Here is a 16,693-nt window from a genome sequence, read left to right as displayed (position 1 = left end):
GTCCTTCTAGAATTAACAGTTTCGAAAAAAAGAGGTATGGTTACAGGTTTTTCAAACCGCGTTTGTTTAACCTTTTATTATGACCAAGGCCTTAGGTTTTCCTGCTGTCCGGGTTCAACAAGAGCCGTTCTCCGCAAAAGAACCCGGCATCCTCCAGCCTCATTTCCGTGCAGCCCGGCACATTATCTTAAATACCCGCCATTGTTAATATCAAAGGTTGCGCCCGTGTAATGTTTGGATTTATCGGACAGTAAAAAAACGACCGTTTCAGCCACATCCTCCGGTAATACCGGCACAGGGATCAGTTGATGACTCAGATACTCCTGTTTTCTCCATTCGGGAATAGTCTCCATCATTGAAGTGTCGACCATCGTGGGCGCGACAGCGTTAACGCGTATGTACGGCGAAAAATTCATGGCGCAGCTCTTGGTTAATCCGAGTAAGGCCGCCTTGGTCATTCCATAAATCGCATCCGAGCTTCCCTCCATACCCGACACAGAGGACAAATTGACGATTGTTCCCCGGCGCTGATTGCGAAGCATCCGCCTTCCGAACAGCTGCGAGAAATAGACGGCTCCCTTAATGTTAATATCCATGACCCTGGCGATTTCGTCCTCTTGATAATCCAGAATGCTTCTCGCCAAGTAAATCCCCGCGTTATTCACCAAGCTGTCCGCATCCGGGTGCTCCTGTTCAATGTAGGCAAAAAAATCGCGAACCTGATCATAGTCGCTTACATCCACTTGATAGGTGTGCAGATTCTGGCAAGCATCCGTAGACTGCTTCAGCTCTTCAAGCAACCGGCCGTTAATATCGCATGCGATCACCGAAGCGCCCTCGCGCAAACCGAGCTTCACGATTTCTTTTCCGATCCCGGAAGCCGCGCCGGTTATGATCAATTTTTTATTAGTCAGCATGATAATCAACCACCCTAAAACTAAATTTAATAGCCATTTTACCTTTCGGCAGTTTGGGATTTGCATATGAATAATATAGTTAAATACAGTGGTCCATTCAACGGTAAAGGATTTGATTATTTTGAGGATAGCCTTCTTCACAGATACGTTTTACCCGCAAATCAATGGTGTGTCCAATACGTTGATGTATTTGAGCCAATATTTGACCCGAAGCGGTATTGAGCATATGTTCTTCGCCCCTGATTATGAGACCGATGAACCTGAAGCAGACGGGATCCCTGTCGTACGGTTCAAAGGATTTACACCCCATATCTATCCGGATTGCCGCCTCGCGTTCCCTCCTTATCCCAAAGTTCTTGAGCAGCTCTCGGACTTTGGACCCGATGTTGTCCATATTGTCACGGAACTCGGCATCGGCTGGAGCGGCTTGCGGGCCGCAAGAGCGCTGAATATACCAATCATCATGTCCTACCATACGAGCTTCGACAAGTACCTTCAATTTTACCATATGCAGTATTTTAGCAAAGCTTTATGGGCATACATGCGCTGGTTTCACAGCTTCGCGCACGTCAATCTCGCCCCTTCCCGAAGTACGCTACAAGATTTAACACGGCATGGCATACAAAATTTAGCCCTTTGGCCACGGGGAATCGATCTTGAGCGGTTTAATCCCGGGAATTACTCCTCCGAAATTAGGGAAAAGCTCGCCGGGACGGAGGAAACTGTATTTCTCTACGTTGGCCGCATCGCGGCGGAGAAGGGTCTGCAGACGCTGGCCGACAGCATCATGCAGGTTAATCAGCGATACGGGAAGCAGGTAAAATGGGTCTTCACCGGGGAGGGGCCTTATTTGCCGGAGCTGATTGCCAAAAGGATGCCGAACACCATTTTTACGGGGAGCCGCCGCGGCGCCGAACTGGCCGCAATCTATGCGAGCGCAGATGCGTTTATATTTCCTTCCGGTACCGAGACGTTCGGCAATGTGCTGCTTGAGGCGATGGCGAGCGGGCTGCCTGTCATCTGCACCGATTCCGGCGGCGTGACCGATTTTACGGAGAACCACAAAAATGCGCTTGTATGCAAGTACGGCAGCGTGCCGGAGCTAACCAAGGCAATCATCAAAATGCTCAATCCGTATAATCGGCAGATTCTAAGCGAAAAAGCGCTGGAAACGGCAAAATCCCGAAGCTGGGACGCCGTGTTTGAGGGTCTCATGCTGCAATATCATTACGCCGCACACCCGGAAATCTACACCGGACGAAAGGTCATCGGCTGATGCGATTAACCCGCTCCTCCCGCTCTGTGTTTCAACGGAAATGAGCTGCCTCCTGGGATTCATAGTTTATCACCCACGGATTTGATGGTGCATACACTGCACTGGTGAGGTGAGCCTAAACTATGGACAGACAGATTTGGCCGCAGCAATATGCCGCGAAGCTCCATCGTTCTTTAAGACAAAAGATTAGGCAATCTTATGCGCCCGGCGCTAAACCGGCAGCCATTCGGGTCATTAGTGAACTCTCCCCCATTTAGCTTACGCATGAAGTGGGGGCTTCTGTTGGCATCGATACAGGGTTGCACACGCTATGAGCTTTATGACCTAAAGACTCAACGCCTGTTGCACCCGAATGAGGGAAGCCAACGTCCAATACGTTCGTTTTGTCAATGAAGGGTCTTTTGCCTTCAAGGACAACCACATCTTTTCAGGTGTGGCTTTTTGTAGGTTGCGCAGCACGTATCGTGCGCCGATGTTATACGAGGCATTAAGGTCTGCGTGATACGTTTTTCCTGTTGCGAATACAGCAACATCACGCTTCGTGTTTCGTTGTACCCATCCACTGCCATCAAAAGCAAGCGCACTTGTATTCGCAGGGTTGACCATGGAAACCCGCATCCCCAAGAAATGCGCCATTTCGGTAACTTTCGTTTGGATGCGCCGTTTGGCCCAAAACTGGAGTTTGGCACGAAGCCGCTTAGCTCCCCATGTTCCTTTAGGCAGACGCATCTTGCCTAAAAACTCCATGACAATGACATCTGCGCTGTGCTTTTGAGCAAAGGCGAGAATTTGATGCGCGGTATCGTGGACGATATGCGTCTGTAAGCCGTTCATCCGCCGCCAGAAATTCGGTTTTGCCCCTATACCGGATTGACGCTGGGCTTGTTTCAGTTTGCCTGTGATTTGGCGCATCCGGTCTTTTTCTTTAGCTTGGTTGATAAATGTCCTCGCCAAGACAGTGCCGTTAGCGTCCATCACGGAACAGACTGCGGAATTCGTTAACCCTAAATCGGGCCGCACACACCCGCTGCTTGGAACGTTCCGCCTGAGTCAACTTCACATCCCCTTCGTAGGCGATATGTAGGGCATAGCGTTTTCCTTTCCGAACCAATGTGGGGTTGCATTCTTTCATGCTCCACACGTTACGTTTAAATAGGTCTTGTTCCTTAAAGGTAATGGGGAGCCAGACCCAATCACCTTGATGAAATATCTTGATGTTGGCTGCCCTATCAGAGGTTCGAATGAACATATTGCCTTTGTACAAGCAAGGGAACGCCTGATGCTGAGCTTGGAGTGTCGGCGGTTTCTTCGAAAAGCGTTTCCCTTCTTGCTGAGCGTGTTGTCGCTCGGCTTGCCAAAGCTGAAAACGGGAATGATGGCTTTTCATAATGCCAAACGCTTCTGCAATGGCACTTCTGCGGAAGTACGAAGGAAACTTATAAAAGCGTTGATCAAATTCGGCGTAGAGCGGATTCGGATTGTTCTTGGTACGGTGAATCAGCCGTTCTACCGCCGTCACTACCGCTTGGGTGGATAACGATGCCAAGGCTATAAACTGCTCTTGAATGACCATAATCAAGAACGTGAGCGCCTCTTGATACACATGGAGAGTCGCATCTAGCATGCGGTGGTGAGACGTAATCGGATGTTTGAGTGTTTTGACCACCTTCATGAGATGCGCCTCCATCGTAAGTTTGATGGATCTAGCATAACACAAGAACATATGTTTGTTAAGCAGAAGTGTCTAACCCCCACCTTCGCTGTTGGCTTAGAGGTGGGGGACTGCGACACTGAATCTGTTCAACGAGAAAAAGGTCTTACCGGAAAAGGGATCAATATTGCTGTTCTCGACACCGGGGTCTTTCCGCACCCGGACCTGATCCGGCCCGCCAACCGGATTATCGCCTTTAAGGACTTCATTAACCACAGACAACGGCCTTACGACGATAATGGTCACGGGACTCATGTCGCCGGAGATGCGGCGGGAAACGGATGGTCGAGCAAAGGGAAATACAAGGGTTCTGCGCCGGAAGCGGGCATCGTGGGCGTCAAAGTATTGGACCGCAATGGCAGCGGATACGACTCCACGATTATTAAGGGAATCGAATGGTGTGTTGCTCACAAAAAGCGGCTGAAGCTGCGCATTCTATCCCTGTCGTTAGGCGGTCCGATAAATTCTTCTTATAAGGACGATCCTCTCTGCCAAGCCGTGGAGCAGGCGGTCAAGGCCGGACTGACCGTGGTGATTGCGGCTGGAAACGGCGGGCCCGGGTACGGTACGATTGAATCCCCGGGTAACAGTCCTTCGGCCATTACGGTCGGAGCGGTGGACGACCGCCGCACTCTCCCGCAAGCCGACGACCGCATAGCCTGGTTCTCCAGCCGAGGACCCGCACGCTTCGGAGAGAATAAGCCGGACCTGATCGCACCGGGCGAGACGATTATTTCGCTGCGGTCTCCCCGCTCCAAGCTGGACCGCGAGCTTCCTTACCAGAGAATCAGTAAACACTATTTCGTAATGTCCGGCACCAGCATGTCTACGCCCATCGTCTCCGGCGCGGCCGCCCAACTCTTACAGAGCAATCCCTCTCTCTCTCCATCACAGGTTAAAACGCTACTGAAAAAGAATACCTTCCGCCTCAAATTGAACACCAATACTGCCGGAAGCGGTGAGATTAATGTAAGGTTTCTGAACCACCAGCGGCGTTCTCACTAATTAATTGTGCGGAGTGCCTTAAATTTCGTTACCGAAACCATTAAAATTTAAAATGATATTGACAACCCACTAGAGCGCGTTTATGATAAAGCCAATAATTGCGTCACATAACCTGACACTATTATATTGCTGCTTCTTGTATAAGCTCACAATGTGGGTGAGCGTCTCTACAGGCAACCGTGAATTGCCCCAGGCTACAAGAGGTGTATCAGTTATTTCCTTTTCTGTCCGGTACTTTGAGATGCCGGAACGAATGAGGAGATTTAACTGTGCGCCTCTTGGCGCCCGGGGTTTTCTGTGCCAACGGAAAATCCCAATAATTCGTGAGGTGAAAGATGATGAATGTTAAAGCTAATTCCCCTGCCGAAGCCGCCCAAACGCAGCTTCCGCGCGACTGTACATTTACGGAAAATGACTGGCATGTCCTCTCCAAATACTGGTATCCGGTAGCCATCGCAAGCGAGATTGCGGACAAGCCGCTGGCTGTGAAGCTGCTGGACGTAAAGCTCGTCTGCTACCGCAGCAAGGGCAAAGTCGTTATTGCCCGCGACCTTTGCTTCCACCGGGGCGCCCCTCTCAGCATGGGATGGGTTGAAAACGACGAGATCGTATGCCCTTATCATGGCTTTCGGTATAACTGCGAAGGAACATGTACCGCGGTTCCCGCACACCCAAGCAGCAAAATTTCACCCAAGCTGAAGCTGATTATGTATCCCGCTGTTGAGCGGTACGGTCTGATCTGGACTTGTCTCTCGGGTGCCGAGGAACAAATTCCCGACCTCCCGGGCTGGGATGATCCGGATTTCATCAATATTTTGCCTCCGAGCTTTGACATCGCGGGTTCCGCCGGACGCCAAATGGAGGGCTTTCTGGACGTCTCCCATTTCGCTTACGTGCATACGGACAGCTTCGGCGACCGCAATAATCCGGAGGTCCCGGCAGTACAAGGTGAGACGCGAAGGCACTGAGCTATTTGCCGACTATTGGAGCACGGTCAGCAATTACGGAAAAGGCCAGAACGTACCCGTTCCGGAAGGCTTTATGTGGCTGCGCGCGTTCCGCGTATTCCCGCCGTTCGCCGCGTCGCTTACCGTGCATTTTCCAGACGACGGGAAGCTGATGATCCTGAACTGCGCTTCCCCGGTCTCGGCCCGCTACACCCGTCTGTTCTGCCCGATTTCACGCAATTTCGATAAAGATGCTCCACTTCAGCCTACCATTGATTTTAACCTTCAGGTGTTCCAGGAAGACCGCGACATGGTCGAGGCTCAGACTCCGGAAGACCTCCCGCTTGATCTGACGGCAGAGGCTCACATTCCGGCGGACCGCACTTCCATCGCCTACCGGCAGCTGCTTACGGAGCTTGGACTCGGAAGACATTATACATCATAAGCAAAAAAAGTCGCCCTCCCTTTTGAAAAAGGATCTGGGCGATTCTTTTTTAACCCGCTTCGTATTCCGCTCTACATATTACCGTCTCATACGGTTTCATGACGCCAGCATCATGATCATTCAGATTGGACAGCATGACAGAGCCCGCAAGCGGCGCAGGAATCGCAACATTCCGGTCCGTAAAATTGCATAATATCGTCCACTGCTCGCTGCCCAAAGTCCGGACATAGCCGCCAAGCTCCTCGGAATTCTTATAAATCTCCCGGTAATCGCCGTAAATCAGCGCTTTATTCTCGCGGCGCAGCCTGATCAGCTTCCGGTAGAAATGCAGGATCGAATTCCCGTCATGCAGCGACTGCTCCACATTGATCGACGTATAATTCGGATTCACCCGCAGCCACGGCTCCCCGGACGTAAATCCGGCCATCGGCTCCGGACTCCACTGCATCGGCGTACGCCCCTGATCCCGGCTCCTTTTCGCCAGATGTTTCAGGATGTCACCCTCGGGCCTACCCAAGGCCGTTTCGTAAGCGTGAAAATTGATGCTTTCAATATCCCGGTACTCCTCTATTGAAGCAAAATAATGATTAGTCATGCCGATCTCCTGCCCCTGATAGATAAAAGGAGTGCCCCGCATCAGAAAATAGTAGGCGGCCAGCATTTTAGCCGATTCCTCGCGGTAACGCCCGTCGCTGCCGAATTTGGAAACCGACCGGACATGGTCGTGATTCTCCAGGAAGAGCGCCATCCATCCTCTATCAGCCGTCTCCGTCTGCCATTTGGACAGCGCATGCTTGAAGTCGGTCAGATTCCAGGAATGATAGATTCCTTTAGCCATCGGCTTGACATCCAAATCGACATGATCAAATTGAAAAATCATATTAAAAACACCGCTCTGCTCATCCACATAATCATGAATCTGCTCAATCGGAACGCCGGGCGCCTCCGCAACGGTCATCACATTGCGCGGCTCCAGCACCTCCCGTTTCATTTCGTGCAGAAAATCCAGAATGCCGGGTTGATTCAGGCATGCTTCAGCAAGCGGAGCATAACGGCGGCCCTCTTCTGTATTAAGCTGTGGGAACCGCTGATCCTTTTTAATAAAGGTGATCGCGTCGATGCGGAATCCGGCAATCCCCTTGTCGATCCACCATTCCATCATGGAGAAAATATTCCGGCGAACCTCGGGATTCTCCCAGTTCAGATCCGGCTGCTTTCTGGAAAAACAGTGCAGATAATATTCCTGCGTATTCTCGTCATACTCCCAGGCCGAACCCCCGAAATTCGATTCCCAGTTGGTCGGTTCTTCCCCGCCCGATCCCGGCTTCCATATATACCAGTCCCTTTTCGGATTGTCTTTGGAGCTGCGGGATTCCACGAACCAGGCATGTTCATCCGAGGTGTGGTTCGCTACCAGGTCCATGATAATGCGGATGCCGCGGGCTTCCGCTTTGGCGATCAGCTCCAGCATATCTTCCATTGTTCCATATTCAGCCTGCATTTTATAGAAATCCCGAATATCGTAACCATTATCATCATTTGGCGAATCATATACCGGACACACCCAAATCACGTCGATGCCCAGATCGCTCAAGTAGCCGAGCCGGTTAATGATTCCGCGCAGATCCCCGATTCCGTCTCCACCCGAATCCTGAAAGCTCCGGGGATAAATCTGATAAACGACACTTTCCTTCCACCAATTGCGGTCTCTAGTCTCCATATCTCCACTCTTCCTCCAGCTCCCGAAGAATTTTCTAATGTCTCTTATTTAATGGCACCCTGGCTGACGCCCCGGATAATATAACGCTGCCCGAACAGGTAAGCGACGAGGATAGGCAGGATGGTGAGCAGCAGCGCGGGAATCAGCAGTTCCCAGTTGTTCATATACGTTCCGTTAAAGACTTTCATTTTGATCGGCATGGTGAAGTCCTGGTCTTTCGTAAGCACAAGGGACGGCAGCAAGTAGTCGTTCCAGATCCAGAGCACGTTCAGAATGGCGATCGTCACCGAGGTTGGAGCGAGCATGGGCAGCACAATTTTGAAAAAAGTCTGCGCCCGCGTGCAGCCATCCAGCAGCGAAGCTTCTTCGAGCTCATAAGGTATCGACTTCACAAATCCGTGATACATGAATATCGAGAGTGCGCTGCCGAACCCGATATAGAGGATAATCAGCAGCGGAATCGGCGCCGCGTCGATCCAGTGAAGCTTGGCTCCGTAAATATAAATCAGCGGGATCATGATGGATTGAAAAGGAATAATCATCGAAGCAACCATCAGAGCAAAGAGCCCGTTATTGAATTTGGTCGGACGTCTTACCATGTAATAAGCGGTCATTGCCGCGAGTATGCCGATGAACAGAACGCTAAGAAAGGTAATCACAACCGTGTTTCTGAACGATACAAAGAAATTCATCTTATCGACGACTTCGGCAAAATGCCCGAAATTCAGGCTGGTTGGCAGGGAAAAGGGACTTTCGAGTATCTCTCCATTATTCTTGAACGAGTTGACGACCATGAGGAAGAACGGAAAGACAAAGACGGCAAAAGATACGACCAATAAAATATAAGTAAGGACTGAGGCGGCTCTTTTTCTGGCTTCCATTATGCAGCAACCTCCATTCTCTTACTGAAATAAACTTGCAGCCCTGTAACGACCGCCACAATGATGAACAGCACAATCGCCTCGGCCTGGCCTACGCCATAGATGTTTTCAGTAAATGCCTTTTGGACGACATGCATGGATACCATAGTCGTACTGCCGTATGGCCCGCCCGCGGTCAGGGAGTAGTTCACATCATAAACCATAAAGGCATTTTTCAAGGTCAAAAAAACCGTAACGACAAAGGATGGAACCATCAGCGGGAGGATAACATTTCTTAAGCGCTGCCATGCGTTCGCCCCGTCGATTGTGGCCGCCTCCATGACGTCTTTGGGGACATTGACCAGTCCTGCGACAAAGATAATCATCATATAGCCCGCCGATTGCCAGATCGTTACAATCACGATGGCCCAGAAAGCCAGATGCTCATCCCCCAGCCAGCCCAGCCGCAGCCATTCGATGCCGAGCTTGTCTCCGATGGAAGGAAGCGTCTGCACGAAGATGAACTGCCAGATGTAGCCGAGGATCAATCCGCCGATCAGATTTGGAGTGAACAGCGCGGTCCGAAAGAAATTTTGCATTTTTACCCCGGAAGTGACCAGGAATGCCAGAATAAAGCCAAGTATATTAATGATGATGACCGTCGCGATAACGAACTCGACCGTCAGCCACATGGATTCCCAGAATGCGGTATCCGTAAATGCGGTTTTATAGTTGCCGAAGCCTGAGAACTTGATCGGATTAACCGGAGAGGTCATATCTGTCAGCGTAAGATACAGGCCATAGGCAAATGGAATAAGTACCGCTATGGCGAAGAAAATAATCGTGGGACCGGTAAAAAACAACTGGTTGCCGAGCGACTTCAGCCGGCTTTTTTCCGTTATCATAGCTTTGGTTCACCCCTATGTGCTTGAAGTAGAGGAAAAGAACGGGACTGCCCCGCCCTTTTCTGTTTCATAGTGATTAATCGATTATTGCTGGTTTTTGTAGTAGGTTTCGATTGCTTTGGCCAGATCGGCGCGGGATTCTTTCTGTGCAATATATTTTTGAATATCCGGCGCAAGGATGTTGCCCCAATCTTCAACTTTTACATAGTTGGAGCTGAACGGCAGCGTTTTGCCCGCCTGAACCGCTTCCGCAATCGCTACGCCGAGCGGATTCGTCACTTTGTTCGGGTTGTTCTTGAAAGCGGAAATGACTTGGGCTTGATTGACGAGAAAATCTTGGCCTTTTTGATCATAGACAAGCCAGTCCAGAAATTTCTTGGCCGCTTCCTGCTGAGCCGTTGTAGCCGCCTTGTTGATCACCAGAATATTGGTTGGGCCTGCAGCAATTTTGTTGTTGAGCGGATTGTCCGGATTGTTGTCGACCGGAACGGGAATGAATCCGAAGGATTCGCCGGAGACGGCCTTCAGTGAATCAAACGCCCAGTTTCCATTGAACAGAATGGCGGATTCGCCTTTGCCCACACTCAGGTGCGCGTCGTCATAGTACTTGCCCAGCGGGCGTTCGCCGTATTTGTTGTATGTCTTAGAGACAAGCAGATCCATTGTATCGTAGTAGCCGTTCCATACGGCGTTGCTTGCCAAATCAAATGTGCCGGCTTTCAATTGTTCCACAATCGTATTCGGGTCCTCCGCCTGGTTCAGAAACTGCGTGCTGTAATGGTTCGCAACCGACCAGTTCTCCGTTTGATAAGCGACCGGATATTTCACGCCGGAGGCCTGGATTTTGTCCAGAAGCGCTTTCAATTTGTCACGGGTATTGATGGAATAAGGATCGAAGGTGCCGCCTACCGCTTTTTCCACGACACTCTTGTTGTATACCAGCCCGAAGCCTTCAATGGAGAACGGGAAACCGGCGACTTTGCCATTGGCATCTTTAACGCCATAAACCGTATCCTGATTCCACTTCTCCCCGGAAAGATCGATGCCGAAGTCTTTGTATTTGTTAACAATGGAATCGGGAGACATCATTGCCAGCGTAACCGTTTTGCCGGAAGCCGTCAGTTTATCCAGCAGATTGACCGTTTCCCCAACCGCTCCGGAGACCGCTTCAACCGTAATGTCCGGGTTTGCCGCCATGAAATCTTTTGCCGCCTGCTCCCATTGGGAAGCGATTTCACCTTTGCCGTTCACAATAACAATGTTGACTTTGCCGCCATTTGATTCCGCCGCCGTGTTGTCTGAATTCCCCGACCCGCCGCAAGCGGTCAAAGATGCCACCAGTAAAAGAACGAGAAACAAGGCCAATGTCTTTTTCAAAAGAAACCCCTCCATTAATTAATTAACTTCAACCTGGTGCACAATCACCGCAGAATGTTTGGGAACGATACCAACATTTTAGATAATATCTCGCATCTCAGTCATCTGAAGTGATTATGGATATAATGTATCACTCTTTGGTAACGGTTACAATACCTTTTTTTTAAGTTGCTGCTAGAATTATATTCAATATAGCGAATACATGGCAATTTCAGGGCGTTAGATCGACAATAATCGATTGCTTTTTTTGGTAACGTTCCCAAAAATGCACAAGAGCCGCCGGAAGTTTCGTTCCCACATGCTAGGTGGATTCCCGGACAATCAGCTCAACCGGAAGCTCATAAACCGCCGGGTTCGGGCAAGACTCATTCAGCATCGCCAGCAGAATCTCTCCGGCCTTCTTCCCCATTTGTGCAATGGGCTGCCGAATGGTTGTAAGTCCCGGGTCCAGCACCTCCGCGATCGGTTGATCGTCAAAGCCGATGATTGCCAAATCATCCGGAATGCGCAAGCCGGCTTTTTTCGCGGCCATCATCAGCCCTCCGGCAATTTCATCGCTCCCGGCAAACACGGCGGTCGGACGGTCCTTCATTTCCATAAGGAGCTGCATCACTTGTTTACCGTCCTCAATCGTATGCTTATCAACCAGAATCCAGCTTGGATTCACCTGGATGCCGGCTTCTTCCAGCGCTTTTTGATAGCCTTGGTTCCGGTCCTTGTCCTTTCCGAAATCCGTGAATAATCCGCCCGTGCAATAAGCAATCTTACGGTGCCCTCTTTCGATCAAATGCTTGACGGCGATGTAGGTGCCTTGATATTGATCCACCCGAATCATCGGAACATCCGTCTTGTTGATATATTCGTTGCACAGCACAATGGGGCCAAACTCGGTATAAGGTTCAATCTCCGCCCAATCATTCTCGATGGATGTCATAATAATTCCGTCTGCTTGTTTGGTCTTCAGCAGATTTAAATAAGATAGCTCTTTCTCTTTATCCTCATTCGTCTGGCAAATCAGGGTCTGATAGCCGTTCCGGTAACCGACCTGCTCAATGGCATCCACCAAGTAGGAAAAGAACGGATTCACAATTTTCGGAACGACCACCGCGATAGTTGTCGCAAGCTGGCCTCTCAATCTTCTGGCTGAAGGGTTCGGCGTAAACCCAAGCTGCTCCATTGCCTTGAGCACCTGATTTTTTTTATCCGGTGAAATATGGGGATAGTTGTTGATCACCCGGGATACAGTCGTCTTCGAGACTCCCGCCAGGCGCGCCACATCAATGATGGTTGTCATCCGTTTGTCCACCTCTCGCAGCAAATATTGAAACCAGTTTCAATCAGTTTAACTTAAATCCGGATAATGCGAAAGAAATTTAAAAAAGCCGCTGGGCACCCAAAAGTGTTCAGCGGCTTCTTCGTACCGAGTCAGTTATAAAAATTGCGAACCCAGCGGTGCACCTTCAACTTGGCAAGCTGGTCCTCAGGAAGCCCCAATCCATCTCCCACCTTCATATTGCGTTCCACATTGGCAACGGAGCGCATCCCCGGAATAACCGTCGAAACTGCAGGGCTGCTAAGCACATAGCGCAGTGCCGTTTCCGCCATGCCGTCCACAGAGATATTCAAGTCGGCAGCAATTTGCTGCACCCGCTCGAAGACCTCCCGCTTACGGTCATTCTTGAAATAATGATTGCGGAAATCGCCTTTATCGAAGATCGTTTCCGGCGTGATTTTTCCTGTTAATCCGCCTTCATCCAGCGCAACCCGGACGATCACCCCGATATCATGCTTCTCACAAGCAGGCAGCAGCACATCCTCCGGACTCTGTTCAAAAATATTGTAGATGACCTGCACGGTGTCAACGAGACCGCTTTCAATAAGCTTAATCGCATTGCTTGGCTGATAGTCATTGATAGAAACGCCAAAAAACCGGATTTTCCCCTGTTCCTTCAGCTTCTGTACACCTTCCAGCCAGTCCCCTTTACCGATCCACTCATCCGACCAGACATGGAACTGCTGAACATCAATCGCCTCAAGACCCAAATTCCGCAAGCTCTGCTCCGTACAGGAAATCACATGCTCCTTAGTGAACGTCTCTTCTACCGGTATACCGCTGCGGGCGGGCCACTGTCTGTTAATGGGCGGGATCTTGGTCGCTACATAAATGTTCCCGGCATGCTCCCGGACAACTTGTCCAACCAGCTTCTCACTGTGCCCGTCTCCATATCCTTGCGCGGTATCAATAATATTCAATCCCAGCTCAATGGACCGGTTCAGCGCTTTGAGCGATTCTTGATCATCCGCGCCAATCCATGAGGTTTTACCGATCCCCCAGGCTCCAAAACCGATTTCCGATACTTTCAGTCCCGTTCTTCCAAGCGTTCTGTAGTTCATGGGTTCCCTCGCTTTCTTTGATCTTAAATTTGCTATTGCAAACTCCAGTATACCATAGGGAACGGTCAAAACTTAAAGCCGCCGGGCACCCGAAAGTGTTCAGACGGCTTCGTCGTACCCCTATTTCTTCACTCTGATTACCTGTTCGATCGCCTGCTTCATCAATCTGCCCCCCCGATCCCAGGAAATCTTGAGCGTATCCTGACGCCCCTGCCGGCCTTTCATTTTGCAAAGACCAGGATTCTCGTATGCGGTCCTCATCTGCTTTCTGAGGCTTTGGAGCTCCGGCTCCGCCCAGCGCTGTCCCTGCTGCGCGAAAAGGTGGTGAAATTTGCGGGATATCGCATGTCTGCTTCGCATGCTGACTGCCGGGTTCCGCAGCTTATATTTCACCAGGAAAGAATTTCGGCTGTTCAAAAAATCCATATGGCCTCCCCAGCCCGTTGCAATAACCGGAATGCCGCTGGCCATTGCTTCAAGAAACGGCATACCCACGCCTTCCCCTCTCGTTGGCAGAACAAAAGCATCCCCGAGCGTATATATCCCTCTAAGTTGTCCGGGTGTGAGCTGCCTGCCGATGATCTTGACGGGAGCGGTGCTTTTGTTAAGACCCAGCTTTTTCTTGTACTGGCTGATTCTGTTCTTAATCCACGCCTCAGTCTCATGAGAGTCATAGCCGTTCGTCTTAATCACAAGCAGCACGGAATCACTGGCGGAGAACTCCTCCCAGTACGCCCGGAGTAGCCCTTCCGGATTCTTGCGGTGCTGGAAGCCAAAGACGGATACAAAGACGAATCTCCTTTTATGCTCCGGCAGGTTCAGCTTGGGATTGCCCGGACGGTATTCCTTCGTATTCACGCCATGGGGCACGATGAAGATGGGAACCTTAACGCCGCTCTTTCGGAGAGCTTCTTTGTTCTGGAGCGTGGGCACAAAGACCGCATCAAATTTATTCATGTGCGGCTTCCAGCGGTTCGGGATCTGTGTCGTCTCCCAGATGGTGTTCAGGATCACATGATCGTAATACTTCCTCTCCTCTTTCACATGTACCTCGTGCGGAGGATGGTGGCAAATCAGAACTTTTTTAACCGCTGACCGCCGGGTTCCCAGGTTCTTTAACGCTTTGAATCCAACCCGCACATTTACACCCTGCCTCCGCAGCGCCCCCACATACGCCCGGCTGGCGATACCGAGCCCGCTCTTTTTCTTAACGGGGCCCCGCCATTCACACCAATATCTGTTCATAAGCTCCCTCATTTCACTTCCGCTCTCCTATTCGCCTTATGCCTTGTTATCTCACAGCATCGTCGTTTGGATTAGAGTATGCCAGTTCCACTGAAAAGGGGATTAACCGGTCTAGAGGGACACAATAATTCGCTCAGAAAGTGCCGGGTCCGAAAATCTTATACATTTTTATCCGAAAAAATCAAATGCCGCACCCGGCGGTTTATAGTAAAATGATGTAAGCGCGCCCAATTGGTACAATAATCCATTTTAAGGAGAGTGGTGCTATGGGGAAGTACGCCGCCTATACGATAACCACACTGAAAAATACACAGGTATACAAGTTCGATGTGCTGCTGCGGGTAATCAATTCCTTTATTCTGGTCATCGCTTTCCGCGAAGTGTGGAAGGCCATTTATGCTAACGGGCAAGGGCTTGCCCTATCCACGGGAGTCACTTCACAGGGAATGCAGACCTATGCGATGCTGTCCGTCATCCTGTTCGCCATCATGCCCCCCTCTATCTCCTATGAAATCAGCGATAAAGTCAGGGACGGCTCCATCGTATTCGATATGCAGAAACCTTGGGACTTTGAGTGGATGCATTTCTCCAAAGCGGCGGGCGTCCTCCTATACAGTATCGTCTATGCCGTCATTCCGCAGCTGATTGCGGTGTTCCTGTTCTTCCCCATCGATTACCCGACCGATCTGCAGGCTGCCGCTTTTGCTGCAAGCGTCCTGCTTGCTTTTCTGCTGTCCTTTCTGATTAATTTTATCGTCGGCATGACGGCTGTCCTGTTTACTGAAACGTGGGGGATCGACATGTTCAAAACCGTTATAACCGACATTTGCTCCGGCGCAATGGTTCCGCTCTGGTTCTTCCCGGACGCGGTCAGCCGGGTTCTTCTTTGGCTTCCGTTTCAGGGTATTTTCAATATTCCTTTGTCCTTGTTCATTGGAAAAATAACAGGAACCGCCATCTGGGAACAGCTCGCCTTTCAAGCCGCCTGGTGTCTCATCCTTCTGCTGCTGAGCCGGGTGATCCTCGCCTGGATCGAGCGGAAGCTGGTTATAACGGGAGGATAATATAGAGGAAGGAGTGTGTCCAATTGATCGGCAGACATATCAAGCTGTATCTAGCCATGCAGTCAGCAAATTTGCGGTCACACATGGCCTATCCGTTAAATTTCGCCATCGGGGTGCTGAGCATTACGTTTCTTGGTTTGTCTTTTATCCTGGTCTCCTGGGTGATCACGCAGAAGGTTCCCATCATTAACGGTTGGAGTACGTATGAACTCATCTTCATGACTTCTCTCTGGCGGATGACGCACGGCATCTTCATCGCATTCTTCGTCCAAAGCTGGTTTCTCGACTCGCTGATCCGCAGCGGCGAATTTGACCGCTTCCTCGTCAGGCCGCTTAACCCGATGTTCTCATTCGCCGCGCACAATATACAAATCTACGGATTCGGAGATATGCTGGCAGGCATCATCGGGCTCGTCGTCTCTATGGCGCATATTCCGGATTGGACTTTGGGAAAAATCGCGTATCTGCTGGTGATCGTTATTAGCGGGGCGGCGATTGAATGGTCGCTGCAGATGCTGATCGGCTGTATGGTGTTCTGGACACTTCAGGGAGGGGCAATGCGCAATATTCTGGACCAGCTGCTCGCGCAGTTTACCCGCTATCCGCTGTCCATCTATAACGGCGCTTTGCAGGTTCTGCTGACTTTCGTTCTGCCTGTCGCGTTTATCAGCTATTATCCGTCTGCCTTTTTATTGGGAAACCGGTCGGACGGCACATTCTCCCCTCTATTGATGTACCTTACGCCGCTTGTGGCGCTGCTCTTGGTCTCAGTCACTTACTTCGTATGGACAAAAGGATTAAACGCCTACAAAGGAGCGGGTACATAA

General features: G+C 50.5%; 16 protein-coding genes and 1 riboswitch. Of the genes, 6 read left to right on the top strand and 10 right to left on the bottom strand.

What is annotated here, in order from left to right:
• Window positions 1-182 precede the first annotated feature (182 nt).
• A complete protein-coding gene (locus KP014_RS12875) occupies window positions 183-917 on the bottom strand; it encodes an SDR family NAD(P)-dependent oxidoreductase (RefSeq protein ID WP_036598824.1) in 735 nt (244 codons plus the stop codon).
• A gap of 121 nt (window positions 918-1,038) precedes the next feature.
• Between KP014_RS12875 and KP014_RS12870 the strand changes: the two genes are divergently transcribed.
• A complete protein-coding gene (locus KP014_RS12870; RefSeq protein WP_036598825.1) occupies window positions 1,039-2,193 on the top strand; it encodes a glycosyltransferase family 4 protein in 1,155 nt (384 codons plus the stop codon).
• A gap of 324 nt (window positions 2,194-2,517) precedes the next feature.
• Here the strand turns inward: KP014_RS12870 and KP014_RS28745 are convergent, their stop codons facing one another.
• Complete coding sequence (locus tag KP014_RS28745) at window positions 2,518-3,168, bottom strand: transposase (RefSeq protein WP_246590713.1); 651 nt, start codon at window positions 3,166-3,168, stop codon at window positions 2,518-2,520.
• Entirely contained in the window at window positions 3,158-3,865 is a 708-nt protein-coding gene (locus KP014_RS28740) for a hypothetical protein (protein ID WP_246590712.1), read from the bottom strand. Before KP014_RS28740 ends, KP014_RS28745 begins: the two co-directional genes overlap by 11 nt.
• Window positions 3,866-3,916: 51 nt before the next feature.
• Between KP014_RS28740 and KP014_RS12860 the strand changes: the two genes are divergently transcribed.
• The 3 genes from KP014_RS12860 to KP014_RS29355 all read left to right on the top strand — a co-directional run bounded on the left by KP014_RS12860 (window position 3,917) and on the right by KP014_RS29355 (window position 6,301).
• A complete protein-coding gene (locus tag KP014_RS12860; protein ID WP_051500547.1) occupies window positions 3,917-4,909 on the top strand; it encodes a S8 family peptidase in 993 nt (330 codons plus the stop codon).
• A 116-nt stretch (window positions 4,910-5,025) separates the two neighbouring features.
• Window positions 5,026-5,126: riboswitch (purine riboswitch) on the top strand.
• A gap of 118 nt (window positions 5,127-5,244) precedes the next feature.
• On the top strand, window positions 5,245-5,877 hold the full coding sequence (locus tag KP014_RS29360) for a Rieske 2Fe-2S domain-containing protein (RefSeq protein ID WP_281426465.1): 633 nt from the start codon (window positions 5,245-5,247) through the stop codon (window positions 5,875-5,877).
• A complete protein-coding gene (locus KP014_RS29355; RefSeq protein ID WP_281426464.1) occupies window positions 5,858-6,301 on the top strand; it encodes a hypothetical protein in 444 nt (147 codons plus the stop codon). The genes KP014_RS29360 and KP014_RS29355 overlap by 20 nt, the downstream gene beginning before the upstream one ends.
• Window positions 6,302-6,350: 49 nt before the next feature.
• Here KP014_RS29355 and KP014_RS12850 read toward each other — a convergent pair whose 3' ends face one another.
• From KP014_RS12850 to KP014_RS12820, 7 genes are all read right to left on the bottom strand, one after another.
• On the bottom strand, window positions 6,351-8,021 hold the full coding sequence (locus KP014_RS12850; RefSeq protein ID WP_036602497.1) for an alpha-glucosidase: 1,671 nt from the start codon (window positions 8,019-8,021) through the stop codon (window positions 6,351-6,353).
• A 44-nt stretch (window positions 8,022-8,065) separates the two neighbouring features.
• A complete protein-coding gene (locus KP014_RS12845) occupies window positions 8,066-8,902 on the bottom strand; it encodes a carbohydrate ABC transporter permease (RefSeq protein ID WP_036602495.1) in 837 nt (278 codons plus the stop codon).
• Window positions 8,902-9,786, bottom strand: a complete 885-nt coding sequence (locus KP014_RS12840; RefSeq protein WP_090834573.1) for a carbohydrate ABC transporter permease — start codon at window positions 9,784-9,786, stop codon at window positions 8,902-8,904. Before KP014_RS12840 ends, KP014_RS12845 begins: the two co-directional genes overlap by 1 nt.
• A gap of 84 nt (window positions 9,787-9,870) precedes the next feature.
• Window positions 9,871-11,163 carry an ABC transporter substrate-binding protein gene (locus KP014_RS12835; RefSeq protein WP_051499731.1) on the bottom strand — a complete coding sequence of 431 codons (1,293 nt, stop codon included), beginning with the start codon at window positions 11,161-11,163 and terminating at the stop codon, window positions 9,871-9,873.
• A gap of 301 nt (window positions 11,164-11,464) precedes the next feature.
• Window positions 11,465-12,469, bottom strand: coding sequence for a LacI family DNA-binding transcriptional regulator (locus KP014_RS12830; protein ID WP_281426463.1), 1,005 nt, complete (start codon window positions 12,467-12,469; stop codon window positions 11,465-11,467).
• Between the two features lie 119 nt (window positions 12,470-12,588).
• The gene (locus KP014_RS12825; protein ID WP_036592705.1) at window positions 12,589-13,557 is read right to left on the bottom strand and encodes an aldo/keto reductase; all 969 of its coding nucleotides are present in this window, start codon (window positions 13,555-13,557) and stop codon (window positions 12,589-12,591) included.
• Window positions 13,558-13,677: 120 nt separating this feature from the next.
• Window positions 13,678-14,802 carry a glycosyltransferase family 4 protein gene (locus tag KP014_RS12820; RefSeq protein ID WP_036592723.1) on the bottom strand — a complete coding sequence of 375 codons (1,125 nt, stop codon included), beginning with the start codon at window positions 14,800-14,802 and terminating at the stop codon, window positions 13,678-13,680.
• Between the two features lie 266 nt (window positions 14,803-15,068).
• On the opposite strand from KP014_RS12820, the gene KP014_RS12815 reads away from it, so the two are divergent.
• Together KP014_RS12815 and KP014_RS12810 are read left to right on the top strand one after the other, a co-directional pair.
• A complete protein-coding gene (locus KP014_RS12815; protein WP_036592703.1) occupies window positions 15,069-15,866 on the top strand; it encodes an ABC transporter permease in 798 nt (265 codons plus the stop codon).
• A 23-nt stretch (window positions 15,867-15,889) separates the two neighbouring features.
• Window positions 15,890-16,693 carry an ABC transporter permease gene (locus KP014_RS12810; protein ID WP_036592700.1) on the top strand — a complete coding sequence of 268 codons (804 nt, stop codon included), beginning with the start codon at window positions 15,890-15,892 and terminating at the stop codon, window positions 16,691-16,693.

It is taken from the genome of Paenibacillus sophorae (genome assembly GCF_018966525.1).
GTDB lineage: Bacteria > Bacillota > Bacilli > Paenibacillales > Paenibacillaceae > Paenibacillus_AQ > Paenibacillus_AQ sophorae.
This window is presented reverse-complemented; position numbering and strand designations above follow the sequence as displayed.

What these genes read in the sequence shown, in the direction of transcription:
- KP014_RS12820 (WP_036592723.1), bottom strand. Translation starts at nt 14,802, where the DNA reads ATGAACAGATATTGGTGTGAATGGCGGGGCCCCGTTAAGAAAAAGAGC.
- KP014_RS28740 (WP_246590712.1), bottom strand. Translation starts at nt 3,865, where the DNA reads ATGAAGGTGGTCAAAACACTCAAACATCCGATTACGTCTCACCACCGC.
- KP014_RS12850 (WP_036602497.1), bottom strand. Translation starts at nt 8,021, where the DNA reads ATGGAGACTAGAGACCGCAATTGGTGGAAGGAAAGTGTCGTTTATCAG.
- KP014_RS12825 (WP_036592705.1), bottom strand. Translation starts at nt 13,557, where the DNA reads ATGAACTACAGAACGCTTGGAAGAACGGGACTGAAAGTATCGGAAATC.
- KP014_RS12845 (WP_036602495.1), bottom strand. Translation starts at nt 8,902, where the DNA reads ATGGAAGCCAGAAAAAGAGCCGCCTCAGTCCTTACTTATATTTTATTG.
- KP014_RS12815 (WP_036592703.1), top strand. Translation starts at nt 15,069, where the DNA reads ATGGGGAAGTACGCCGCCTATACGATAACCACACTGAAAAATACACAG.
- KP014_RS29360 (WP_281426465.1), top strand. Translation starts at nt 5,245, where the DNA reads ATGATGAATGTTAAAGCTAATTCCCCTGCCGAAGCCGCCCAAACGCAG.
- KP014_RS28745 (WP_246590713.1), bottom strand. Translation starts at nt 3,168, where the DNA reads ATGGACGCTAACGGCACTGTCTTGGCGAGGACATTTATCAACCAAGCT.
- KP014_RS12875 (WP_036598824.1), bottom strand. Translation starts at nt 917, where the DNA reads ATGCTGACTAATAAAAAATTGATCATAACCGGCGCGGCTTCCGGGATC.
- KP014_RS12840 (WP_090834573.1), bottom strand. Translation starts at nt 9,786, where the DNA reads ATGATAACGGAAAAAAGCCGGCTGAAGTCGCTCGGCAACCAGTTGTTT.
- KP014_RS12860 (WP_051500547.1), top strand. Translation starts at nt 3,917, where the DNA reads ATGTTTGTTAAGCAGAAGTGTCTAACCCCCACCTTCGCTGTTGGCTTA.